17 protein-coding genes are annotated in these 21730 nt (G+C 73.8%); 10 read left to right on the top strand and 7 right to left on the bottom strand.

Going from position 1 to position 21730, the window contains the following annotated elements; genetic code table 11:
* The first annotated feature begins 42 nt into the window (after positions 1-42).
* The 7 genes from AB0D01_RS33705 to lgt all read left to right on the top strand — a co-directional run bounded on the left by AB0D01_RS33705 (position 43) and on the right by lgt (position 6288).
* Positions 43-525, top strand: coding sequence for a DUF2752 domain-containing protein (locus tag AB0D01_RS33705; RefSeq protein WP_363062066.1), 483 nt, complete (start codon positions 43-45; stop codon positions 523-525).
* 183 nt (positions 526-708) lie between these two features.
* The gene (trpC, locus tag AB0D01_RS33700) at positions 709-1518 is read left to right on the top strand and encodes an indole-3-glycerol phosphate synthase TrpC (protein ID WP_363062064.1); all 810 of its coding nucleotides are present in this window, start codon (positions 709-711) and stop codon (positions 1516-1518) included.
* An 8-nt stretch (positions 1519-1526) separates the two neighbouring features.
* Entirely contained in the window at positions 1527-1736 is a 210-nt protein-coding gene (locus AB0D01_RS33695) for a tryptophan synthase subunit(beta) (protein WP_363062062.1), read from the top strand.
* Between the two features lie 218 nt (positions 1737-1954).
* Positions 1955-3202: a tryptophan synthase subunit beta gene (trpB, locus tag AB0D01_RS33690; protein WP_363062060.1), complete on the top strand. Its 1248-nt coding sequence runs from the start codon at positions 1955-1957 to the stop codon at positions 3200-3202.
* On the top strand, positions 3199-4014 hold the full coding sequence (trpA, locus tag AB0D01_RS33685) for a tryptophan synthase subunit alpha (protein WP_363062058.1): 816 nt from the start codon (positions 3199-3201) through the stop codon (positions 4012-4014). Before trpB ends, trpA begins: the two co-directional genes overlap by 4 nt.
* Positions 4015-4109: 95 nt before the next feature.
* Complete coding sequence (locus AB0D01_RS33680; RefSeq protein ID WP_363062056.1) at positions 4110-5066, top strand: thioredoxin domain-containing protein; 957 nt, start codon at positions 4110-4112, stop codon at positions 5064-5066.
* An 88-nt stretch (positions 5067-5154) separates the two neighbouring features.
* Positions 5155-6288, top strand: a complete 1134-nt coding sequence (gene lgt / locus AB0D01_RS33675) for a prolipoprotein diacylglyceryl transferase (RefSeq protein ID WP_363062054.1) — start codon at positions 5155-5157, stop codon at positions 6286-6288.
* A gap of 127 nt (positions 6289-6415) precedes the next feature.
* Here the strand turns inward: lgt and AB0D01_RS33670 are convergent, their stop codons facing one another.
* The 7 genes from AB0D01_RS33670 to AB0D01_RS33640 are packed head-to-tail and all read right to left on the bottom strand — an operon-like array spanning position 6416 to position 14250.
* Positions 6416-7231: a CoA ester lyase gene (locus AB0D01_RS33670; protein ID WP_363062052.1), complete on the bottom strand. Its 816-nt coding sequence runs from the start codon at positions 7229-7231 to the stop codon at positions 6416-6418.
* The gene (locus AB0D01_RS33665) at positions 7228-8460 is read right to left on the bottom strand and encodes a CoA transferase (RefSeq protein ID WP_363062050.1); all 1233 of its coding nucleotides are present in this window, start codon (positions 8458-8460) and stop codon (positions 7228-7230) included. Before AB0D01_RS33665 ends, AB0D01_RS33670 begins: the two co-directional genes overlap by 4 nt.
* On the bottom strand, positions 8457-9383 hold the full coding sequence (gene rbsK, locus AB0D01_RS33660; RefSeq protein WP_363062048.1) for a ribokinase: 927 nt from the start codon (positions 9381-9383) through the stop codon (positions 8457-8459). Before rbsK ends, AB0D01_RS33665 begins: the two co-directional genes overlap by 4 nt.
* Positions 9380-10765, bottom strand: a complete 1386-nt coding sequence (locus AB0D01_RS33655; RefSeq protein ID WP_363062046.1) for an ADP-ribosylglycohydrolase family protein — start codon at positions 10763-10765, stop codon at positions 9380-9382. Before AB0D01_RS33655 ends, rbsK begins: the two co-directional genes overlap by 4 nt.
* The gene (locus AB0D01_RS33650; RefSeq protein WP_363062044.1) at positions 10762-11919 is read right to left on the bottom strand and encodes an ADP-ribosylglycohydrolase family protein; all 1158 of its coding nucleotides are present in this window, start codon (positions 11917-11919) and stop codon (positions 10762-10764) included. Before AB0D01_RS33650 ends, AB0D01_RS33655 begins: the two co-directional genes overlap by 4 nt.
* A gap of 7 nt (positions 11920-11926) precedes the next feature.
* A complete protein-coding gene (locus tag AB0D01_RS33645) occupies positions 11927-13267 on the bottom strand; it encodes an ADP-ribosylglycohydrolase family protein (protein WP_363062042.1) in 1341 nt (446 codons plus the stop codon).
* Positions 13264-14250, bottom strand: a complete 987-nt coding sequence (locus AB0D01_RS33640) for an ADP-ribosylglycohydrolase family protein (protein ID WP_363062040.1) — start codon at positions 14248-14250, stop codon at positions 13264-13266. The genes AB0D01_RS33645 and AB0D01_RS33640 overlap by 4 nt, the downstream gene beginning before the upstream one ends.
* Positions 14251-14521: 271 nt before the next feature.
* Between AB0D01_RS33640 and AB0D01_RS33635 the strand changes: the two genes are divergently transcribed.
* The 3 genes from AB0D01_RS33635 (at position 14522) to AB0D01_RS33625 (ending at position 21641) form a co-directional block, all read left to right on the top strand.
* A complete protein-coding gene (locus AB0D01_RS33635; protein WP_363062038.1) occupies positions 14522-15253 on the top strand; it encodes a VIT1/CCC1 transporter family protein in 732 nt (243 codons plus the stop codon).
* A 339-nt stretch (positions 15254-15592) separates the two neighbouring features.
* The gene (gene gltB, locus AB0D01_RS33630; protein WP_363062036.1) at positions 15593-20188 is read left to right on the top strand and encodes a glutamate synthase large subunit; all 4596 of its coding nucleotides are present in this window, start codon (positions 15593-15595) and stop codon (positions 20186-20188) included.
* A complete protein-coding gene (locus AB0D01_RS33625; RefSeq protein ID WP_363062034.1) occupies positions 20181-21641 on the top strand; it encodes a glutamate synthase subunit beta in 1461 nt (486 codons plus the stop codon). Before gltB ends, AB0D01_RS33625 begins: the two co-directional genes overlap by 8 nt.
* Positions 21642-21730: the final 89 nt, after the last annotated feature.

The raw sequence follows: 21730 nt of genomic DNA, 5'->3' as shown, positions 1-21730 counted from the left end.
CGTCGGGCTGCGCCTTTTGTCATGACCGGCGAGAATCGGCGGGTGGACGCCCCTCGCACCCCTCCCGGCCCCCCGGCTCCCGCCCCGCCGCCCGCCCCGCGGGGGCCCGTACCGGCCTCCCCGGCCTCCCTCGCCCGCAGGCTCGCCGCCCCGGCGCTGACGCTGGCCGGGGCCGTCGCCGCGTTCGCCTACGTCGGCGCCGTCGACCCCAACGAACCCGGCCACTACCCCGTCTGCCCCCTGCTGCGCCTCACCGGCATCCTGTGCCCCGGCTGCGGCGGACTGCGCAGCGCCCACGCCGTCGCCCGGGGGGACCTGATCACGGCGCTGGGCGCCAACGCGGCGGCCGTCGCCGGCTACGTCGTCTTCGCCGCGTTCCTGTCCCTGTGGCTGCTGCGGGCGCTGCGCGCGCGCCCGATGCCCCGGCTCGTCCTGCCCCCCGTCGCCTGGTGGGGGATCGGCGCCCTGCTGCTCGCCTTCACGGTCGTGCGCAACCTCCCGATCGGTGCCGCGCTCGCGCCATGAGCCCAGGTCGGGGTCCATACGCGAGCTACGGGAGGGACATATTCCGACTGTCCAGTCCCTGGGACGCGCAGAGCTCCGTGCGGAGGCCGCAGCGACCTGCGGATACCATTTGAGTGTCGACCTTGCAGTGGTACTTGTCCGCAAGGCGGCCGACCGTCATCGACCCGGAAGGGGGCCGCTCGCGTGAGTGTGCTCGACGAGATCATCGAAGGGGTCCGCGAAGACCTTGCCGAACGGCAGGCTCGCGTCAGCCTCGACGAGCTCAAGGAGCGTGCCGCCAAGGCGCCCCAGGCCAAGGACGGCGTCGCGGCCCTGCGCGGCGACGGCGTCAAGGTGATCTGCGAGGTCAAGCGCTCCAGCCCCTCCAAGGGCGCGCTGGCCGCCATCGCCGATCCGGCCGGGCTCGCCGCCGATTACGAGGCAGGCGGTGCCGCGGTCATCTCCGTCCTCACCGAACAGCGTCGCTTCGGTGGCTCGCTGGCCGACCTGGAGGCCGTCCGCGCCCGCGTGGACATCCCGATCCTGCGCAAGGACTTCATCGTCACGGCGTACCAGCTGTGGGAGGCCCGCGCCTACGGCGCCGACCTCGCGCTGCTCATCGTCGCGGCGCTGGAGCAGGAGGCGCTCGTCTCCCTCATCGAGCGGGCCGAGTCCATCGGTCTCACCCCGCTCGTCGAGGTCCACGACGAGGAGGAGATCGAGCGGGCCGTCGCGGCCGGCGCCAAGATCATCGGCGTCAACGCGCGCAACCTGAAGGACCTCAAGGTCGACCGCTCCACCTTCGAGCGGATCGTCGGAGAGATCCCGCCCCACATCGTGAAGGTCGCCGAGTCCGGCATCCGCGGACCGCACGACCTGATCGCCTACGCGAACGAGGGCGCCGACGCCGTCCTCGTCGGGGAGTCCCTGGTCACCGGACGCGACCCGAAGGCGGCCGTGGCCGACCTCGTCGCCGCCGGCGCCCACCCCGCCCTGCGCCACGGCCGGAGCTGAGGAAGCCGATGCCCACCCCCCGTCCCTCCGTCCGCACCCGACCGGGCCACGGCCCGGCCGGCGTGCCGACGGCGCACGCGCCGCTGGCGCGCGGTTGCCGCCCCCGCGGCTGCCGCGCCCCCGCCCGGCGCGTCCACGGACGGCGGGTGCGGTACGTGATCGGCTCCGAGCCCGGTCAGGTCAACGGCATGCGATGGCGTGGCGCCGCCGCGCCGTAGACGACGACCGTCCGTGACCGCCCGCGTCCCCAGCGACGCGGGCGGCCGGCGGCCTCGTACCGCCCCGCGCCCCGGGCCCCCGTGCCCGCGCGCCGCGGGCCGGTCCCTCCGTACGCCCCCACCCGCCCGCCGGCGGGGTGCGCGGGCCGCGGACCGACGGCGCAATACGGTGCACCCACCCGTCGGCATCGCATTTCCGCACCCGTAGGAGTCGTGGCATGTCCACCAGCTCGTTCTTCATTCCGGACCCGGAGGGTCAGGTCCCCAACACCGAGGGCTACTTCGGTGACTTCGGCGGCAAGTTCATCCCCGAGGCGCTCGTCGCCGCCGTGGACGAGGTCGCCGTCGAGTACGAGAAGGCCAAGGGGGACCCGGCCTTCGCCGCCGAGCTCAACGAGCTCATGGTCAACTACACCGGCCGCCCCAGCGCCCTCACCGAGGTGCCCCGCTTCGCCGAGCACGCGGGCGGCGCCCGCGTCTTCCTCAAGCGCGAGGACCTCAACCACACCGGCTCGCACAAGATCAACAACGTGCTGGGGCAGGCCCTCCTCACCAAGCGCATGGGCAAGACCCGCGTCATCGCCGAGACCGGCGCCGGCCAGCACGGCGTCGCCACCGCCACCGCCTGCGCCCTCTTCGGCCTCGACTGCACCATCTACATGGGCGAGATCGACACCCAGCGCCAGGCCCTCAACGTGGCCCGCATGCGCATGCTCGGCGCCGAGGTCATCGCCGTGAAGTCCGGCTCCCGGACCCTCAAGGACGCCATCAACGAGGCCTTCCGCGACTGGGTCGCCAACGTCGACGAGACCCACTACCTCTTCGGCACCGTCGCCGGCCCCCACCCCTTCCCCGCCATGGTCCGCGACTTCCACCGCGTCATCGGCGTCGAGGCCCGCCGCCAGATCCTGGAGCGCGCGGGCCGGCTGCCCGACGCCGTCGCGGCCTGCGTCGGCGGCGGCTCCAACGCCATCGGCCTCTTCCACGCCTTCATCCCCGACACCGCGGTCCGCCTCGTCGGCTTCGAGCCCGCCGGACACGGCGTGGAGACCGGCGAGCACGCCGCCACGCTGACCGCCGGGGAGCCCGGCATCCTCCACGGCTCCCGCTCCTACGTCCTCCAGGACGAGGAGGGCCAGATCACCGAGCCCTACTCGATCTCCGCCGGTCTGGACTACCCGGGCATCGGCCCCGAGCACTCCTACCTCAAGGACACCGGCCGCGGAGAGTACCGCGCCGTCACCGACGACGCCGCCATGCAGGCCCTGCGCCTGCTGTCGCGCACCGAGGGCATCATCCCGGCCATCGAGTCGGCGCACGCCCTCGCCGGCGCCCTCGACCTCGGCAGGGAGCTGGGCAAGGACGGCCTCATCGTCGTCAACCTGTCGGGCCGCGGCGACAAGGACATGGACACGGCGGCCCGCTACTTCGGGCTGTACGACGGCACCGAGGGGGAGACCAAGTGAGCACCGGAAACGTCGAACTGCTGAGCGCGACCCTCGCCAAGGCCAAGTCCGAGGACCGCGCCGCCCTGGTCGCCTACCTCCCGGCCGGCTTCCCGACCGTGGACGGCGCCATCGAGGCCGCCAAGGCCGTCATCGCCGGCGGCGCGGACGTCGTCGAGATCGGCCTGCCCCACAGCGACCCGGTCCTGGACGGCGCCGTCATCCAGACCGCCGACGACATCGCCCTGCGCGGCGGCGTCAAGATCGCCGACGTCCTGCGCACCGTGCGCGAGGCCTACGAGGCCACCGGGGTCCCGATCCTGGTCATGACCTACTGGAACCCCATCGACCGCTACGGCGTCGAGCGGTTCACCGCCGAACTCGCCGCGGCCGGCGGCGCCGGCTGCATCCTGCCCGACCTGCCCGTCCAGGAGTCCGCGCTGTGGCGCGAGCACGCGGCGAAGCACGGTCTGGCGACCGTCTTCGTCGTGGCCCCCAGCAGCCAGGACGCCCGCCTCGCCACCATCACCGCCGCCGGTTCCGGTTTCGTCTACGCCGCCTCCCTCATGGGCGTCACCGGCACCCGCGAGTCCGTCGGCAACGAGGCCCAGGACCTGGTGCGCCGCACCCGGGCCACCACCGACCTGCCCGTCTGCGTCGGCCTCGGCGTCTCCAACGCCGTCCAGGCCAAGCAGGTCGCCGGATTCGCCGACGGGGTGATCGTCGGCTCGGCCTTCGTGAAGCTGCTGCTGGACGCGCCCGACCTGGCCGCCGGCCTGGCCGCCGTGCGCGCCCTGGCGGGCGAGCTTGCGGAAGGCGTACGCAGGTCCTGACTCCGGACGGGCCCCGGACGGGGTTCTGTAGCCCGATCGGGTGGAAATGACGGCGGGGAGGCACGCGAGTGCCTCCCCGCTTCGTTTGGCCGAACGTGAGCGAGAAGAACGACGGTGCGAACCGCGATGCGACGAAACGATCGGCCCGGGAGCGACTCCAGGAGGAGCGCGAGCGGCAGAAGACCCGCGACAAGCGCCGGCGGACCCTCGTCGTCTCGGCGGCGGTGGTCGGCGTACTGGGCCTGGCCGCCGTCGTCGGCCTGATCGCGGCCAACGCGGGCTCCGGGTCCAAGGACGCCAAGGCGGGCCCCGTGGTCGCGCCCTCGGGCGCCACCGGAAAGGACGCGCTCGCCATCGAGACCGGCAAGGCCGGCGCCCCCTCCCGACTGACGATCTGGGAGGACTTCCGCTGCCCGGCCTGCAAGTCCTTCGAGACCAACTACAAGGACACCATCCACGAGCTGGAGGCCAAGGGCCTGCTCACGACCGAGTACCACATCGTCACCCTGATCGACGGGAACATGGGCGGCACCGGCTCGCTGAAGTCGGCGAACGCCGCCGCCTGCGCGCAGGACGCCGGCAAGTTCGCCGCCTACCACGACGTCCTCTTCGAGAACCAGCCGACCGAGACGGACGACGCCTACGGCAAGAACGCCAAGCTGCTGGAACTGGCCGGCAAGGTCGACGGGCTCGACACCCCCGCCTTCCGCTCCTGCGTGGAGGACGGCACCCACAACAGCTGGGTCGCCAAGTCCTACGACGCCTTCAAGGCCGGGAACTTCCGCGGCACGCCCACGGTCCTCCTCGACGGCAAGGACATCTTCGCCGACCAGTCCGACCCGCTGACCCCGCAGAAGCTCAAGGCCAAGGTCGAGGCCAAGGCCGCCGGCGGCGGCGCGGACACCGGGACGGGCAAGGCCTCGCCCTCGCCCTCCGCCTCCGGGTCGAAGAACGGCTCCGGCGCCACGTCGAAGAGCTCCTCCTCCGGCCGTTCCGCTTCCTCCTCGGCCTCCGCCCCCGCGGCCGGGTCCCGGGCGGTCTCCGGAGGCTGAACGGCGGCGGCGCCGTGTGTGGTTTTGGTTTCAGCTTGCCGGGCGGGTTGCGGTCGGTACCGCCCGGCAGGGTAGCGTCAGGTCTGCCATGACCCTTGCCTATATCCCCAGTCCGTCGACCGGCGTGATCCATCTCGGACCGATCCCGCTCCGCGGCTACGCGTTCTGCATCATCATCGGCGTCTTCGTCGCCGTCTGGCTCGGCAACAAGCGGTGGATCGCGCGCGGCGGAAAGCCGGGCACGGTCGCGGACATCGCCGTGTGGGCGGTGCCGTTCGGCCTTGTCGGCGGTCGCCTCTACCACGTGATCACCGACTACCAGCTGTACTTCGGCGAAGGCCGCAACTGGGTCGACGCCTTCAAGATCTGGGAAGGCGGCCTCGGCATCTGGGGCGCGATCGCGCTCGGCGCGGTCGGTGCCTGGATCGGCTGCCGGCTGCGCGGCATCCCGCTGCCCGCCTGGGCCGACGCCCTCGCACCCGGCATCGCCATCGCCCAGGCCTGCGGACGCTGGGGCAACTGGTTCAACCAGGAGCTGTACGGCCGCGCCACGGACCTGCCGTGGGCGCTGGAGATCAGCGAGGGCCCCAACCGGGTCGCCGGGACCTACCACCCGACCTTCCTCTACGAATCGCTGTGGTGCCTCGGCGTCGCCGCGCTCGTCATCTGGGCCGACCGCCGCTTCAAGCTCGGTCACGGGCGGGCCTTCGCCCTCTACGTGGCCGCGTACTGCGCCGGCCGCGGCTGGATCGAGTACATGCGCGTGGACGAGGCCCACCACATCCTGGGCCTGCGCCTGAACGTGTGGACCGCGATCGTGGTCTTCGTGCTCGCGGTGGTCTACTTCGTCCTGTCGGCGAAGCTGCGCCCGGGCCGCGAGGCGGTCGTGGAGCCGGAGCGCGGTGACGGCGCCGGCAAGGACGGCGCGAAGCCGAAGGACGCGGCCGTGACCGCCGTGACCGCCGACGCTTCCGCGAAGGACGCCAAGGGCGGCGCGGACGCGAAGGACGGCAAGGACGCGAAGGGCGCGCAGGACGGCAAGGACCCGAAGGACGGCAAGGGCGGCGCGGACGCGAAGGCCGTCGCCGCGGCGGGCGCCGCGCCCGTGACCGCGAAGGTCGAGGACGCCAAGCCCGACGCCGAGCCCGACGCCGAGCGGGCTCCCGCCAAGGCGGACCTCCGCAAGGCGGCCCCGGCGGACAAGGGCCCGGCCCAGGCCTAGGGACGACGCCCCGCGACCGGAGCCCGCAGGGCAGGTCGAAACCGCTTCACCGGAGGCGTGCCGCGCACCGCGCGGCGCGCCTCCGGCGCGTCCGGGCCCGCCGGAGGCCGGCCCGGGCGGCGGCCGGTCAGGTCGCGATCCCGCGCCGGGACAGGGCCAGCGTGCGGTGGGCCGCCGCCACCACGGCCGGGTCGACGAACCGCCCGTCGGGCAGGGCCAGCGCCCCCGGGGTGGCCCGGGCCGCCGAGACCACCTCCTGGGCGGCGGTGACCTCCTGCGGCCCCGGCAGGTAGGCCCGCTCGATCACCGGGAGCTGCCGCGGATGGATCGCGGCCCGGCCCAGGAAGCCCAGCGCGCGCCCCCGGGCACAGGAGGCCGCCAACGCCTCCAGGTCCCGGATGTCCGGGAACACCGACTGCGCCGGGGGCGCCAGACCGGCGGCCCGCGCGGCCACCACCACCCGCGAGCGCGGCCAGTCCAGCCCGGCCTCCGCGCTGACGCCGAGGTCGGCCCGCAGGTCGGCCTCCCCGAGGGTCAACCCCCGCAGGGCGGGATGGGCGCGGGCGATGTCGAAGGCCCGCTCCACGCCCAGCGCCGACTCCAGCAGCGCGTACAGCGCCACCCCGCCGGTGCGGTCGGCGACCCGCGCGATCTGCTCCGGGGCGTCCACCTTGGGCAGCCGCAGCCCGCCGAGCCCGTGCAGCCCGGACAGGGCCCGCAGGTCGGCGCCCGCCCAGGGCGTGCCGAGGGCGTTGACGCGGACGTGGACGGGGACCGGCGGGCGTTCGGTGAGGAGTTCGGCGGTGGCCGCGCGGGCGTACTCCTTGCGCGAGGCCGACACCGAGTCCTCCAGGTCGACGATGACGGCGTCGGCCCCCAGTCGCAGGGCCTTCGCCACCACCTCCGGGCGGTCCCCGGGCGCGTACAGCCAGGTCAGGATCACAGGGCTCCCTCCGTGCGGAGCGCGGCGATCTCGGCCCCGCCCATGCCGAGTTCGGTCAGGACGGCGTCCGTGTCGGCGCCGTGCGGGCGGCCCGCCCAGCGGATCCCGCCGGGGGTCTCGGACAGCCGGAAGAGGACGTTCTGCATCCGCAGCGGGCCCAGCTGCGGGTCATCGACCTCCGTGACGGTGTCCAGGGCCGCGAACTGCGGGTCCGCCATCACGTCCCGGACGTCGTAGACGGGGGCGACGGCCGCCTCGGCCTCCTCGAAGGCGGCCGTGACCTCCTCCGCCTTGTGCCGGGCGATCCAGCCGCCGACCGCCTCGTCCAGGACGGGGGCGTGGGCGGCGCGCCCCGCCCCGGTCGCGAACCACGGCTCCTCGATCAGCTCCGGGCGGCCGACCAGCCGCAGCACGCGTTCGGCGACCGACTGCGCCGAGGTGGAGACCGCCAGCCAGCGGCCGTCCGCGCTGCGGTAGGTGTTGCGGGGCGCGTTGTTCGTGGAACGGTTGCCGGTGCGGGGCTGGACGTAACCCAGCTGGTCGTACCAGAGGGGGTGCGGGCCGAGCACCGTGAGGATCGGCTCGACGATCGCCAGGTCCACGACCTGCCCGCGCCCGGTCCGCTCCCGGCCGGCGAGCGCCGTCATCACCGCGTACGCGGTCGTCAGCGCGGCGATCGAGTCCGCCAACCCGAACGGCGGCAGGGTCGGCGGGCCGTCCGGCTCCCCGGTGATCGCCGCGAAGCCGCTCATCGCCTCGGCCAGGGTGCCGAAGCCCGGCCGGCGGGCGTACGGGCCGTGCTGGCCGAAGGCGGTGACCCGGGCCAGGACCAGCCGGGGGTTGGCGGCGGACAGCTCGGGCCAGCCCAGCCCCCACCGCTCCAGGGTGCCGGGGCGGAAGTTCTCCACGATCACGTCGGCGCCGGCCGCCAGACGCAGCAGCACATCCCGCCCCCCGGGGGTGGACAGGTCGAGGGTCATCGTCCGCTTGTTGCGGCCGAGCAGCTTCCACCACAGCCCGACGCCGTCCTTGGCGGGCCCGTGACCGCGCGAGGGGTCGGGCCGTTCGGGGTGCTCGACCTTGACCACCTCGGCGCCGAAGTCCCCGAGCAGGGTGGCGGCGAGGGGGCCCGCGAACAGCGTGGCCAGGTCCAGCACCCGCAGCCCCGCCAGCGGGCCCGGCGCGCTCCCGGCGGCGGGGGCGTCCGACCGCGCGGCCGTCGGCGTCACGAGGCGGCCCCGGGCCCGCCGGCCCTTACGTCCGCCGCGAGGGCCCGCTCCACCTCGGCGCGGGTCGGCATCGAGTCCTGGGCGCCCGGGCGCTGCACCGACAGCGCGGCGGCGCGCGAGGCCCACGCGAGGGCCCCCTCCATCGACCGGCCCTCGCCGAGCGCCACCGCGAGCGCCCCGACGAAGGTGTCCCCGGCGGCGGTGGTGTCCACCGCCCGCACCCGGTGCGCCGGAACGCGGACGGGCTCCGCGCCCCGGGCGGCGTACAGCACCCCGGCCGCGCCCAGGGTGACCACCACCTCCGGGACCCGGTGCAGCAGCGCCTCGGCGGCCCGGTCCGGTTCGGTGAGTCCGGTGAGGGCGGCGGCCTCGTGCTCGTTCGGCACCAGGAGGTCGACGAGGTCGAGCAGTTCGGCGGGCAACGGCCGCGCGGGGGCGGGGGTCAGGATCGTACGGACCCCGTGCGCGCGGGCCGCGCGGGCTCCGGCGACGACGGCCTCCAGCGGCAGTTCGAGCTGGAGGAGGAGGCTGTCGGCGGCCCCGATCCGGGAGTCGTCGCCCGGCTCCAGTCCGGTGACGCGGGCGTTCGCGCCGGGGATGACGACGATGCTGTTGGCGCCCTCGTCGTCGACGGTGATGTGGGCGGTGCCGCTGGCTCCCTCGACGGTGCGCAGGGCGGCCGTCTCGACCCCGGCCTCGCCGAGCGCCGCCCGCAGCCGGGACCCGAAGGCGTCGGCGCCGACCGCGCCGATCATCACCACCTCCCCGCCGAGCCGGGCGGCGGCCACGGCCTGGTTGGCGCCCTTGCCGCCCGGGAGGGTACGGAACTCCCGTCCGGTGACGGTCTCCCCGAGGCGGGGCGCCTTGGGCACGTAGGCGACGAGGTCCATGTTGGTACTGCCGAGCACGGCGATGGCCGTCATGAGCGGGCTGCCTCCTGGGCGGTGAGGTGGGCGAGGGTGTCGAAGCCGATGCCGTCGAAGCCGGCGACGGTGGTGGAGAGGCGGTTGCGCAGCGGGGCGCTCCAGCGGCGCGGGATCCGGTCGGGGGAGCCGGCGAGGAGCCCGGCGAGGGAGCCGACGGTGGCCCCGTTGGAATCGGTGTCCCAGCCGCCGGAGACCACACGGCACACGGAGCGGGTGAAGTCGCCGTCCGCGTGGGTGAGGGCCGCCGCGATCAGTGCCGTGTTGGGCAGGGCGTGCACCCAGTGGTAGTGCCCGTAGCGGGCGTGCAGCCGGTCCACGACCCGGTCGAAGTCGGCCTCCCGCCGGGCGCCGCGGATCCCGAAGCGGACGGCGTCCGCGAGGCGGGAGCCGGGCGGTACGACGGCCAGGCCGGCGCGGAGCGCCTCGTGGACGTCGGCCCGGCCGCCGGCGGCCGAGGCGAGGGCGGCGGCGGTGAACAGGGCGGCGTAGACCCCGTTGGCGGTGTGGGTGAGGACGGCGTCCCGGTGGGCCTGGGCGGCGGCCGCCTCCGGGTCGCCGGGGTGGGTCCAGCCGTGCACGTCGGCGCGGATGAGGGCGCCGATCCATTCGCGGAACGGGTTGTGGTGGGTGGCCGTGTCGGGGGGCTCCAGGCCGTGCAGCAGGTTGCGGTAGGCGATCCGTTCGGCGGTGAAGGTCCGGCCGGCGGGGAGCTCGTCCAGCCACAGGCGGGCCACGTCGGCGGTGGTGAAGCCCTTGCCGTGCCGCTGGAGCAGCAGCAGGCCGAGGAGGGGGTAGTTCAGGTCGTCGTCCTCGGGGGCGCCGTCGATGTTCTCGGCGAGGCAGGTCGGGGCGGAGCGGCGGTTCCACGGGTACGCGGCCAGTAGCTCCGGCGGTACTCCGCGCGCGGTGAACCAGTCGTCCAGCGGCCAGTTGCCGGTGGCGCGGGCCAGTGCCCGGATGCCGTCGAGGGGGAGCTTCTCGACCGGTTTGCCGAGGACGCAGCCCACGGCCCGCCCCAGCCACGCCGCCTCCAGCCGGGCCCGCAGGCCGTCCGCGGGGGGCTCGGGCGGCGCCGGCGGGGCGGTCAGGCAGGCGCGGATCGCCGGCCAGCCGGCGGGTTCCGTCGCCCGGGTCGGCGTCGGCAGGGCGGCGAGCTCGCCCAGCAGTCGGGTGGCCAGGTCGCGCAGGGCCGGCGGGGCCGGCTCGGGGGAGGTGCCGGCCCGTTCGGGCGCCGGTCGGCCGCCCGCCGCGTGCCAGATCCGGGCCAGGGGCCCGGCGTCGCGGCCGTCCTCCGCCGCCTGGCGCAGCTCGTGGCCGATCAGGTCCTCCGGCTGGGCCCAGGTCAGCCGTACGAGGTCCCCGGCGGCGGTCGCGTTCACCGGGCGGGGGCGGGGGCGAGGGCGGCGAAGGCCCGCTCGTGGGCCCGGCGGCGTCGCGCGTCGAGGGCGAAGACCTCCCGGGCCACGGCGGCCAGGGTCGCGGCCGGGGCGTGCAGGTCCGTCCGGCTGGCCTCGGCGACCTGCTTCGCCCAGGCGTCCGGGACGACGTCCGCGCCGCCGAGGGCGCCGGCGAGCGCGCCCGCCATGCCCGCGATGGAGTCGCAGTCGCGGCCGTAGTTGACGGAGCCGAGCACGGCGGGCTCGTAGGCCCCGTCGGCGACCAGCAGCATGCCGAGCGCGACGGGCAGTTCCTCGATGGAGTGCAGGCGCGAGGGCCTGCGGGCGCCCAGCGAGGGGGCGCGGTAGTCCGGCCCGACCGAGTCGTAGGGGGCGACCGCCGCGCGCAGCGGGCCCAGCGCCGATTCGAAGTCCCGGTGGCGGCGGGCCTCTTCGGCGACGGCGGCGATGGCCGCGCGGGTGCCGTCCTTGGCCAGGTCGAGGGCGGCCTCCACGACCGAGGCGGCCGTCGCGCCCGGCAGGCACGCGGCCGCGACCGCCGCCGCGAACACCCCCGCCGCCTCCCGTCCGTACGAGGACTGGTGCGCTCCGGTGACGTCCAGCGCCTCGGCGTACGCGGCCCGGGGGTGACCGGCGTTGACCAGCCCGACCGGCGCCATGTACATCGCGGCACCGCAGTTGACGATGTTGCCGGCGCCCGCCTCGCGGGGGTCGACGTGCGCGTAGTGCAGCCGGGTCACGATCCACTTCTCGGCGAGGAACACCCGCTGGAGGGGCAGCGCCTCGGCCTCCAACTCGGGGATCCAGCGCGGAGTGTTCATGAGGTCCGGTACGAGGTGGTCGGCGACGGCGTAGGCGTCGAGGTGGTCGCGCACGGTGTCGTACACGCGGATCAGGGCGTGCGTCATGAGGGTGTCGTCCGTGATGTGCCCGTCGCCCTTGTGGTACGGCGCGATGGGCCGGGCGGTGCGCCAGTCGGTGTACCAGGGGCCGACGACCCCGCGGATCCGGCCGCCGTGCCGTTCGACGATCCGGTCCGGGGACCAGCCCTCGACGGGGCCGCCGAGGGCGTCGCCCACGGCGGCCCCGACGAGCGACCCGGTGATCCGGTCCTCCAGCGTGAGCGTCGTCGTCATGTCCGAATCATCCCTTGGGTGAGGTGAGTTCCGTACGGCTGAGCAGTGCGGCGAGTTCGACGAGGTCGGTGCCGGCGAGGCGGGGGAGCGCGCAGCCGGACAGGGTGCGGCAGGCCTCCCGCCAGGCGGTGGGAAGGCAGTCGCCGCCGCCGAGCGCGCCGGTCAGGGCGCCGGCGAGGGCGGGGGCGGAGTCCGCGACGCGCGACAGGCAGGCGGCGGCCGGTACGGCCTCGGCCGCGGCGCCCCGGGCGGCGGTGGCGAGGGCCAGGGCGACGGGGACGGTCTCGGCGGCGGCGATCCCGTAGCTGTAGACGTGGTCCACGATCTGGTGTTCCAGGAGCGGGACGAGGGCGAAGGCGCCGCCGTCGGGGGTGCCGGCGGCGGATCGGGCCAGGGCGACGGCGTGCCGGGCGTTGCGGCCGATCTCGGTGCCGGCGGGCAGTTGGGCCAGGGCGGCGTCGACGGCGCCGTCGGTGTCGCCGCCGCCGAGGGCGGTGGCGACGGCGGCGGCCATGGCGCGGGCGCCGTGGACCCCGTCGCCGTCCTGGGTGTAGCGGGCGTCGAACTCGGCGAGTTCGGCCGCCGCGTGCGGGTCGCCGGGGTGGACGACGGCCAAGACGCAGGCGCGTACGCAGGCGGCGTCGTCGAAGTAGTGCGGGTTGTCGTGGCCGGTGGCGGGCGGGCGCAGACCGGCGGCGAGGTTGCCGAGGCCCGCGCGCACGGAGATGCGGGCGCGCAGGGGCAGGACGGCCGACTCCACCTCCGGGGCCCGCTCGGCGGCGGCGGCGACCTCGCTGGCCAGGGCGTTCCAGGCGAGGTCGATGGCGGCGCGCATGCGGCGGGACCGGGAGAGGTCGCTGAGCAGGACGCCGGCGGCGGTGAGGACCGACTCGGCGGCGAAGGCGGCCCACTCGGCGTCGTCGGAGGGGCCCAGGCGCAGCGGCTCGGGGGGCTGGTTGAGGGCGATGGGCACGGGCAGGGTGGTGGTGGCGTTCTGCTCCGCGAAGGTGTCGAGCTCGCGCGTCAGGCGGCGGGTCCATTCGGGCATCCGGCTGGCCCGGTGCCGCGCGGCGGGCCACCCGGCCGCGTCGCCCGCGGCGAGCCCGAGCAGCAGCCCCTCGATGCGCCGGGGTCCCGCGGGTGCGGGTGCGGGTGCGGGTGCGGGTTCCGGTTCGGGCGTACGGGCGCCCGTGCGCGCCGCCTCCCGGTCGGGCGGGGCGGCCGGCAACGGGGCGGGGGCGACCGGTTCGGCGGTGGTGGCCGGGGGCGCGGTGGAGGGGGAGGGGGCGGGGGCGGGGGCGCCGAGGGTGAGCGTCGTGGGTTCCGGCCGGTACGGGATCGGGGTCATGGGCGGGGCTCGGTTTCCGGGGTGAGGAGGTCCGCGATGTCCAGGACGTGGTAGCCCCGCATCGAGGGGAGGCAGCTGCCCCGGACCGGCCCGACGGCCTCGGCCCAGGGCCGCGGGATCGCGTCGACCCCGGACAGCGCGCCGGACAGGGCGCCCGCGACGGCGGCGGTGGTGTCGGCGTCGCGGCCCATGTTCACGGCGGTCAGGACGGAGTCGACGAACTCCCCCCGGCAGGCCGCGAACGCCCCGAACGCCAGGCCCACGGCCTCCGGCGCCAGGTCCGTCCAGGGGTAGCCGCCGATCACCACGGCCGACCGCACGGCCCGCTCCCCGCGCGGGGCCGCGGTCACCGCGCGCCGCAGCGAGCGCGCCGTCCAGGAGTCGCAGGGGATGACGGACAGGGCGGCCGAGACCACCGAGGCGGGGGAGCCCCCGGCCATCGCGGCGGCGACCCCGGCGGCCACCGCCTGGCCCCCGTAGATGCCCTCCCCGTCGTGGCTGACCGTGCCGTCGATGGCCACGAGCCGGGCGGCCTCCGCCGGGCGGCCCGCCGCGAACACCCCGAAGGGGGCCGCCCGCATGGCCAGGCCGTCGGACCAGGCGTGACGGTGCTGCGCGGAGATGGGCGCGGCCAGGCCCCGGCGCAGGTTCTCCAGGGTGCCGCGCTCGGAGAACCCGGCGCCCCGGAACGGGCCCTCGTCCAGGTCGGCGATCCAGTGGTGCCAGGCCCGTTCGACGTGCGCGACGGTGAGCGCCGAGCCGTGCCGGGCGAGCAACAGGCCCGAGAAGATGGCGTATTCGGTGTCGTCGGTGCCGGCCGGGTCCTCGGTGACGAAGCCCTCGATCCGGCCCCACTTGGCGCGGATCTCCGAGGGCTTCATGTTCTCCGCGGGGGCGCCCAGCGCGTCACCCACCGCGAGGCCGAGAAGCGCGCCCCTGGCCCGTTCGAGGAGGACCTGCGGATCGCATGCAATCAGCTCCATCGGGCGCCTCTCCACGTCAAGGGGACCCATCATGAGCCCTTGGGGGATTTGTGCCACGGCATGTGGTTTGTCGCCCGCTGCGAAACGCGGCGCGGAGCAGCTCGTCACCCGGTCGCCGAGCGACGAAAGCCCAGGTAAGTACGGCCTTCCTTGCTGGCGGGCGGCAGAAATCGTGCGTAGTTTCGAGGTGTTCAGGGGGAGCGCCTCGCGTCGGGCAAGGCTGCGCGTTGCTTTCGCGTACCCACTCGCACAAAAGGGGAGATTCCACGGCATGTCCATCATCGACATCGAAGCGCCGCTGCACACCGCCCACCGTGACAACCACACGCACCGGGACGTCAACGGCGGATGGCTGCGACCGGCGGTCTTCGGCGCCATGGACGGCCTCGTCTCGAACCTCGCCCTGATGACCGGTGTGGCGGGCGGCGCGGTGTCCCCGCAGACCGTCGCGATCACCGGCCTGGCCGGTCTGGCCGCCGGTGCCTTCTCGATGGCCGCCGGCGAGTACACCTCCGTCGCCTCCCAGCGCGAGCTGGTCCTCGCCGAGCTGGACGTGGAGCGCCGGCAGCTGAGCAAGCACCCCGTCGACGAGATGGAGGAGCTCGCCGCCCTCTACGTCTCGCGCGGGGTGGAGCCGGCGCTGGCCCGCGAGGTCGCGATGCAGATGTCCCGGGACCCGGAGCGGGCGCTGGAGATCCACGCCCGCGAGGAGCTGGGCATAGACCCCGACGACCTGCCGTCGCCGCTGGTCGCGGCCGTGTCCTCGTTCGGCTCCTTCGCGCTGGGCGCCCTGCTGCCGGTGCTGCCGTACCTGCTCGGCGCGACCGCTCTGTGGCCGGCGGTCCTGCTGGCGCTGGTCGGACTGTTCGCGTGCGGCGCGGTCGTCTCGCGGGTCACGGCGCGCTCGTGGTGGTTCAGCGGGCTGCGCCAGCTCGTCCTGGGTGGCGCGGCCGCCGGTGTGACGTACATCCTGGGAACCTGGATCGGTGGCGCCGTAGGCTAACCGGCGCGGGAGTGAGACACTATGCAGTACGCAACATAAGTAGTCCGTTACCCGGCGGTTTCGATTCCGTGTCCGCGGGGCATCAGACCAGGGCGCCGGGCAATGATGCCCGCTCCGCGCCGGGACCTTCGCCCCGCGTCGTGCCCGCAGAAGACCTCATGGATCCCCCTGCGGCCCGCTGAAGGTCCTTTTCTTTCTGCTTCGTGCGGTGTCCGCATGGTGGAACGCAATATCCGCTTCTCGGGATTGCCGTCATCATGTAACCTGCACGAAATTTCGCAGAGGGCCAACGTCGTCCCTCGGCTATGCACATATGCCACGACGACGACGGGAGAGCCGATGCGTTCCGCATCCACGCACTCCGCGACCGGCCTGAACACCGCCTGGTCGCCCATGGACGGTCGCCCCGCCCAGCAGGGCATGTACGACCCGCGCAACGAGAAGGACGCCTGTGGCGTCGGATTCGTGGCGAACCTCACCGGCGAGGCCACCCACACCCTCGTCGAGCAGGCCCTGACCGTACTGCGGAACCTCGAGCACCGTGGCGCCACCGGATCCGAACCGGACTCCGGCGACGGCGCGGGCATCCTGTCCCAGGTTCCGGACGCCTTCCTGCGCGACGTCGCGGGATTCGAGCTCCCCGAGGCCGGCGCGTACGCCGTCGGCATCGCCTTCCTCCCCGCCGACGGCACCGCACAGGCCGTCGCCGTGGAGCGCATCGAGGCCATCGCCGCCGAGGAGAACCTCACGGTCCTCGGCTGGCGCGAGGTCCCGGTCACCCCGGACCTGCTCGGCAACGGCGCCCGCACCACGATGCCCGCCTTCTCGCAGCTGTTCGTTTCCAACGGCAGCACGGGCATCGAGCTGGACCGCAAGGCCTTCGTGCTGCGCAAGCGCGCCGAGCGCGAGGCCGGCGTCTACTTCCCGTCGCTCTCCGCCCGCACCATCGTCTACAAGGGCATGCTGACCACCGGCCAGCTGGAGCCCTTCTTCCCGGACCTCTCCGACCGCCGCTTCGCCTCGGCGCTCGCCCTGGTCCACTCCCGGTTCTCGACGAACACCTTCCCGTCCTGGCCGCTCGCCCACCCGTACCGCTTCGTCGCGCACAACGGCGAGATCAACACGGTCAAGGGCAACCGGAACTGGATGAAGGCCCGCGAGTCCCAGCTCGCCTCCGACGCCTTCGGCGACGGCGCGCTGGACCGGATCTTCCCGATCTGCACCCCGGACGCCTCCGACTCGGCCTCCTTCGACGAGGTCCTGGAGCTGCTCCACCTCGGCGGCCGGTCGCTGCCGCACAGCGTGCTGATGATGATCCCCGAGGCCTGGGAGAACCACGCCTCGATGGAGCCGGCCCGCCGCGCGTTCTACCAGTACCACTCCACGATGATGGAGCCCTGGGACGGCCCCGCCTGCGTCACCTTCACCGACGGCACCCAGGTCGGCGCGGTCCTCGACCGCAACGGCCTGCGCCCCGGCCGCTACTGGGTCACCGACGACGGCCTCGTCGTCCTCGGCTCCGAGGTCGGCGTCCTCGACATCGACCCCGCCAAGGTCGTCCGCAAGGGCCGCCTCCAGCCGGGCCGCATGTTCCTCGTCGACACCGCCCAGAAGCGGATCATCGAGGACGACGAGATCAAGAACGAGCTGGCCGCCGCCGCCCCGTACGCGGACTGGCTGGAGACCGGCGAGATCGAGCTGACGGACCTGCCCGAGCGCGAGCACATCGTGCACACCCACGCCTCGGTCACCCGCCGCCAGCAGACCTTCGGCTACACCGAGGAAGAGCTGCGCGTCATCCTCGCGCCCATGGCCCGCACGGCCGGCGAGCCCCTCGGCTCCATGGGCACCGACTCCCCGATCGCGGCCCTCTCCGAGCGCCCCCGGCTGCTCTTCGACTACTTCACGCAGCTCTTCGCGCAGGTCACCAACCCGCCGCTGGACGCCATCCGCGAGGAGCTCGTCACCTCGCTGCTGTCCTCGATCGGCCCCCAGTCCAACCTGCTGGAGCCGACCGCCGCGTCCTGTCGTAGCGTCACCCTGCCCTTCCCGGTGATCGACAACGACGAGCTCGCCAAGCTCATCCACATCAACGCCGACGGCGACATGGCCGGCATGAAGGCCGCCACCCTCTCGGGCCTGTACCGGGTCTCCGGCGGCGGCGACGCCCTCGCCGCCCGCATCGAGGAGATCCGCGCCGAGGCCGACGCGGCCATCGAGGCCGGCGCCCGCCTGATCGTCCTGTCGGACCGCCACTCGGACGCCGAGCACGCGCCGATCCCGTCGCTGCTGCTCACCTCCGCCGTCCACCACCACCTCATCGCCACCAAGCAGCGCACCCAGGTGGGCCTGCTCGTCGAGGCCGGTGACGTCCGCGAGGTCCACCACGTCGCCCTGCTCATCGGCTACGGCGCGGCCGCCGTCAACCCGTACCTGGCCATGGAGTCCGTCGAGGACCTGCTGCGCGCCGGCACCTTCCTGTCCGGCCTGGAGCCGGAGCAGGCCATCAAGAACCTGATCTACGCGCTCGGCAAGGGCGTCCTGAAGGTCATGTCGAAGATGGGCATCTCCACCGTCGCCTCCTACCGCGGCGCCCAGGTCTTCGAAGCCGTCGGCCTGAACGAGGAGTTCGTCGGCACCTACTTCAGCGGCACCGCCACCAAGATCGGCGGCGCCGGCCTCGACGTCATCGCCAAGGAGGTGGCCGCCCGCCACGCCAAGGCGTACCCCGTCTCCGGCATCGCGGCCACGCACCGCGCGCTGGAGATCGGCGGCGAGTACCAGTGGCGCCGCGAGGGCGAACCGCACCTGTTCGACCCCGAGACGGTCTTCCGCCTCCAGCACGCCACCCGCAACCGCCGGTACGACATCTTCAAGAAGTACACGGACCGGGTCAACGAGCAGTCCGAGCGCCTCATGACGCTCCGCGGCCTGTTCGGCTTCAACAGCGACCGCCCGTCGATCCCCGTCGACGAGGTCGAGCCGATCTCCGAGATCGTCAAGCGCTTCTCCACCGGAGCCATGTCGTACGGCTCCATCTCCAAGGAGGCGCACGAGACCCTCGCCATCGCCATGAACCAGTTGGGCGCCAAGTCCAACACCGGTGAGGGCGGCGAGGACCCGGAGCGCCTCTACGACCCGGCGCGGCGTTCGTCGATCAAGCAGGTCGCCTCCGGCCGCTTCGGCGTCACCTCCGAGTACCTGGTCAACGCCGACGACATCCAGATCAAGATGGCGCAGGGCGCCAAGCCCGGCGAGGGCGGCCAGCTGCCCGGCCACAAGGTCTACCCGTGGGTCGCCAAGACGCGTCACTCGACGCCCGGCGTCGGCCTGATCTCCCCGCCGCCGCACCACGACATCTACTCCATCGAAGACCTCGCCCAGCTGATCCACGACCTCAAGAACGCCAACCCGGTCGCCCGCATCCACGTGAAGCTGGTCTCCGAGGTCGGCGTGGGCACGGTCGCCGCCGGTGTCTCCAAGGCCCACGCGGACGTCGTCCTCATCTCCGGCCACGACGGCGGAACGGGCGCCTCCCCGCTCACCTCGCTCAAGCACGCGGGCGGTCCCTGGGAGCTCGGCCTCGCCGAGACCCAGCAGACCCTGCTGCTCAACGGGCTGCGCGACCGCATCGTCGTCCAGACCGACGGCCAGCTCAAGACCGGCCGTGACGTCGTCATCGCCGCGCTGCTCGGCGCCGAGGAGTTCGGTTTCGCGACCGCGCCGCTCGTCGTCTCCGGCTGCGTCATGATGCGCGTCTGCCACCTGGACACCTGCCCGGTTGGCATCGCCACCCAGAACCCGGTCCTGCGCGACCGCTTCTCCGGCAAGCCCGAGTTCGTCGTCAACTTCTTCGAGTTCATCGCGGAGGAGGTGCGCGAGATCCTCGCCGAGCTGGGCTTCCGCACCATCGAGGAGGCCGTCGGTCACGCCGAACTCCTCGACACCAGCAAGGCCGTCACGCACTGGAAGGCGCAGGGCCTCGACCTGGAGCCCCTCTTCCACGTGCCGGACCTGCCCGAGGGCGCGGTCCGCCACGCCCTCGTCGCCCAGGACCACGGCCTGGAGAAGGCCCTCGACAACGAGCTCATCGAGCTCGCCTCCGAGGCCCTGAAGGCCGACTCCGCCGAGACCGCCCTGCCGGTCCGCGCGAGCGTCGCGATCCGCAACATCAACCGCACCGTCGGCACCATGCTCGGCCACGAGGTCACCAAGAGGTTCGGCGGCGCGGGCCTGCCCGACGACACCATCGACCTGACCTTCAACGGCAGCGCGGGCCAGTCCTTCGGCGCCTTCCTCCCCAAGGGCATCACCCTGCGCCTGGAGGGCGACGCCAACGACTACGTCGGCAAGGGCCTGTCCGGCGGTCGCGTCGTGGTCCGCCCGGACCGCGCCGCCGACCACCTCGCCGAGTACTCCACCATCGCCGGCAACACCATCGGCTACGGAGCCACCGGCGGCGAGATGTTCCTGCGCGGCCGCACCGGCGAACGCTTCTGCGTCCGCAACTCCGGCGCCCTGGTCGTCTCGGAGGGCGTGGGCGACCACGGCTGCGAGTACATGACCGGCGGCACGGCCGTCGTCCTCGGCGAGACGGGCCGCAACTTCGCGGCCGGCATGTCGGGCGGCGTCGCGTACGTCATCGACCTCGACCCGCGCAACGTCAACACCGGCAACGCCGAGGCGGTCGAGACCGCCCTCTCCGACGCCGACAAGCAGTGGCTGCACGATGTGGTGCGCCGCCACGAGGAGGAGACCGGCTCGACCGTGGCCGCGAAGCTCCTGGCTGACTGGGACGCCGCGGCGGCCCGCTTCAGCAAGATCATCCCGACCACGTACAAGGCAGTGCTCGCCGCCAAGGACGCCGCTGAGCTGGCCGGACTCTCGGAATCCGAGACCACGGAGAAGATGATGGAGGCGGCGACCCATGGCTGACCCGAAGGGCTTCCTCACCACCCCCCGCGAGACCGCCTGCTCCCGTCCGGTGGCCGACCGCCTCAAGGACTGGAACGAGGTCTACGTTCCGGGCTCCCTGCTCCCGATCATCAGCAAGCAGGCCGGTCGCTGCATGGACTGCGGCATCCCGTTCTGCCACAACGGCTGCCCGCTCGGGAACCTGATCCCCGAGTGGAACGACTTCGCGTACCGCGAGGACTGGACGGCGGCCAGCGAGCGCCTGCACGCCACCAACAACTTCCCGGAGTTCACGGGCCGCCTGTGCCCCGCTCCGTGCGAGTCGGCGTGCGTCCTCGGCATCAACCAGCCTGCCGTCACCATCAAGAACGTCGAAGTCTCGATCATCGACAAGGCCTGGGACAACGGCGACGTCACCCCGCAGGCCCCCGACCGGCTGTCCGGCAAGACCGTGGCCGTCATCGGCTCCGGCCCCGCCGGCCTCGCCGCCGCCCAGCAGCTGACCCGGGCCGGCCACACCGTGGTCGTCTACGAGCGCGCCGACCGCATCGGCGGGCTCCTGCGCTACGGCATCCCCGAGTTCAAGATGGAGAAGGTGCACATCAACCGCCGCATCGAGCAGATGCGCGCGGAGGGCACCAAGTTCCGCACGGGCATCGAGGTCGGTCGCGACATCACCGCCGGCGACCTGCGCAAGCGGTTCGACGCGGTCGTCGTCGCGGCGGGCGCCACCGTCTCCCGCGACCTGCCCGTCCCGGGCCGCGACCTGAACGGCATCCACTTCGCGATGGAGTACCTGCCGCTCGCCAACAAGGTGCAGGAGGGCGACTACGTCGCTCCCCCCATCACCGCCGAGGGCAAGCACGTCGTCGTCATCGGCGGCGGCGACACCGGCGCGGACTGCGTGGGCACCGCCCACCGCCAGGGCGCCCTCTCCGTCACCCAGCTGGAGATCATGCCGAAGCCCTCGGAGGACCGGCCCGCCGGCCAGCCGTGGCCGACGTTCCCCATGCTTTACAAGGTCACCTCGGCCCACGAGGAGGGCGGCGAGCGGATCTACTCCGTCTCCACCACCCACTTCGAGGGCGACGAGGACGGCAACGTCCAGGCCCTGCACCTGATCGAGGTCGAGTTCGTCGACGGCAAGCTCACCCAGAAGCCCGGCACCGAGCGCGTCCTCCCCGCGCAGCTGGTCACCCTGGCCATGGGCTTCACCGGCACTGACCAGGCCAACGGCCTCGTCGAGCAGTTCGGCGTCGGCCTGGACGAGCGGGGCAACATCGCCCGCGACGCCTCGTACGCCACCGACGTCGACGGGGTCTTCGTCGCCGGCGACGCGGGCCGCGGCCAGTCGCTCATCGTGTGGGCCATCGCGGAGGGCCGCTCGGCCGCCCGCGGCGTGGACCGCTACCTGACCGGCACCAGCGCCCTGCCGTACCCCGTCAAGCCGACGGACCGCTCCCTGATGGTGTAACCACCACCGGCTCGCGGCCCCCGCCCACCCGGGCGGGGGCACGCCGCGCGACACCCCCGCCACGCGAAGGGCGGGACCCCTCATACGGC

The organism is Streptomyces sp. NPDC048606 (genome assembly GCF_040650855.1).
In the GTDB taxonomy this organism is placed as follows: domain Bacteria; phylum Actinomycetota; class Actinomycetes; order Streptomycetales; family Streptomycetaceae; genus Streptomyces.
Note: the sequence above shows the minus strand (reverse complement) of the source record. Positions and strands in the feature narration are given on the sequence as shown.

Excerpts from the sequence above, each read along its gene's own strand:
- AB0D01_RS33695 (WP_363062062.1), top strand. The coding sequence starts at position 1,527 with ATGCCCACCCCCCGTCCCTCCGTCCGCACCCGACCGGGCCACGGCCCG.
- trpB (WP_363062060.1), top strand. The coding sequence starts at position 1,955 with ATGTCCACCAGCTCGTTCTTCATTCCGGACCCGGAGGGTCAGGTCCCC.
- lgt (WP_363062054.1), top strand. The coding sequence starts at position 5,155 with ATGACCCTTGCCTATATCCCCAGTCCGTCGACCGGCGTGATCCATCTC.
- rbsK (WP_363062048.1), bottom strand. The coding sequence starts at position 9,383 with ATGACGGCCATCGCCGTGCTCGGCAGTACCAACATGGACCTCGTCGCC.
- AB0D01_RS33650 (WP_363062044.1), bottom strand. The coding sequence starts at position 11,919 with ATGACGACGACGCTCACGCTGGAGGACCGGATCACCGGGTCGCTCGTC.
- AB0D01_RS33645 (WP_363062042.1), bottom strand. The coding sequence starts at position 13,267 with ATGACCCCGATCCCGTACCGGCCGGAACCCACGACGCTCACCCTCGGC.
- AB0D01_RS33640 (WP_363062040.1), bottom strand. The coding sequence starts at position 14,250 with ATGGAGCTGATTGCATGCGATCCGCAGGTCCTCCTCGAACGGGCCAGG.
- AB0D01_RS33635 (WP_363062038.1), top strand. The coding sequence starts at position 14,522 with ATGTCCATCATCGACATCGAAGCGCCGCTGCACACCGCCCACCGTGAC.
- gltB (WP_363062036.1), top strand. The coding sequence starts at position 15,593 with ATGCGTTCCGCATCCACGCACTCCGCGACCGGCCTGAACACCGCCTGG.
- AB0D01_RS33625 (WP_363062034.1), top strand. The coding sequence starts at position 20,181 with ATGGCTGACCCGAAGGGCTTCCTCACCACCCCCCGCGAGACCGCCTGC.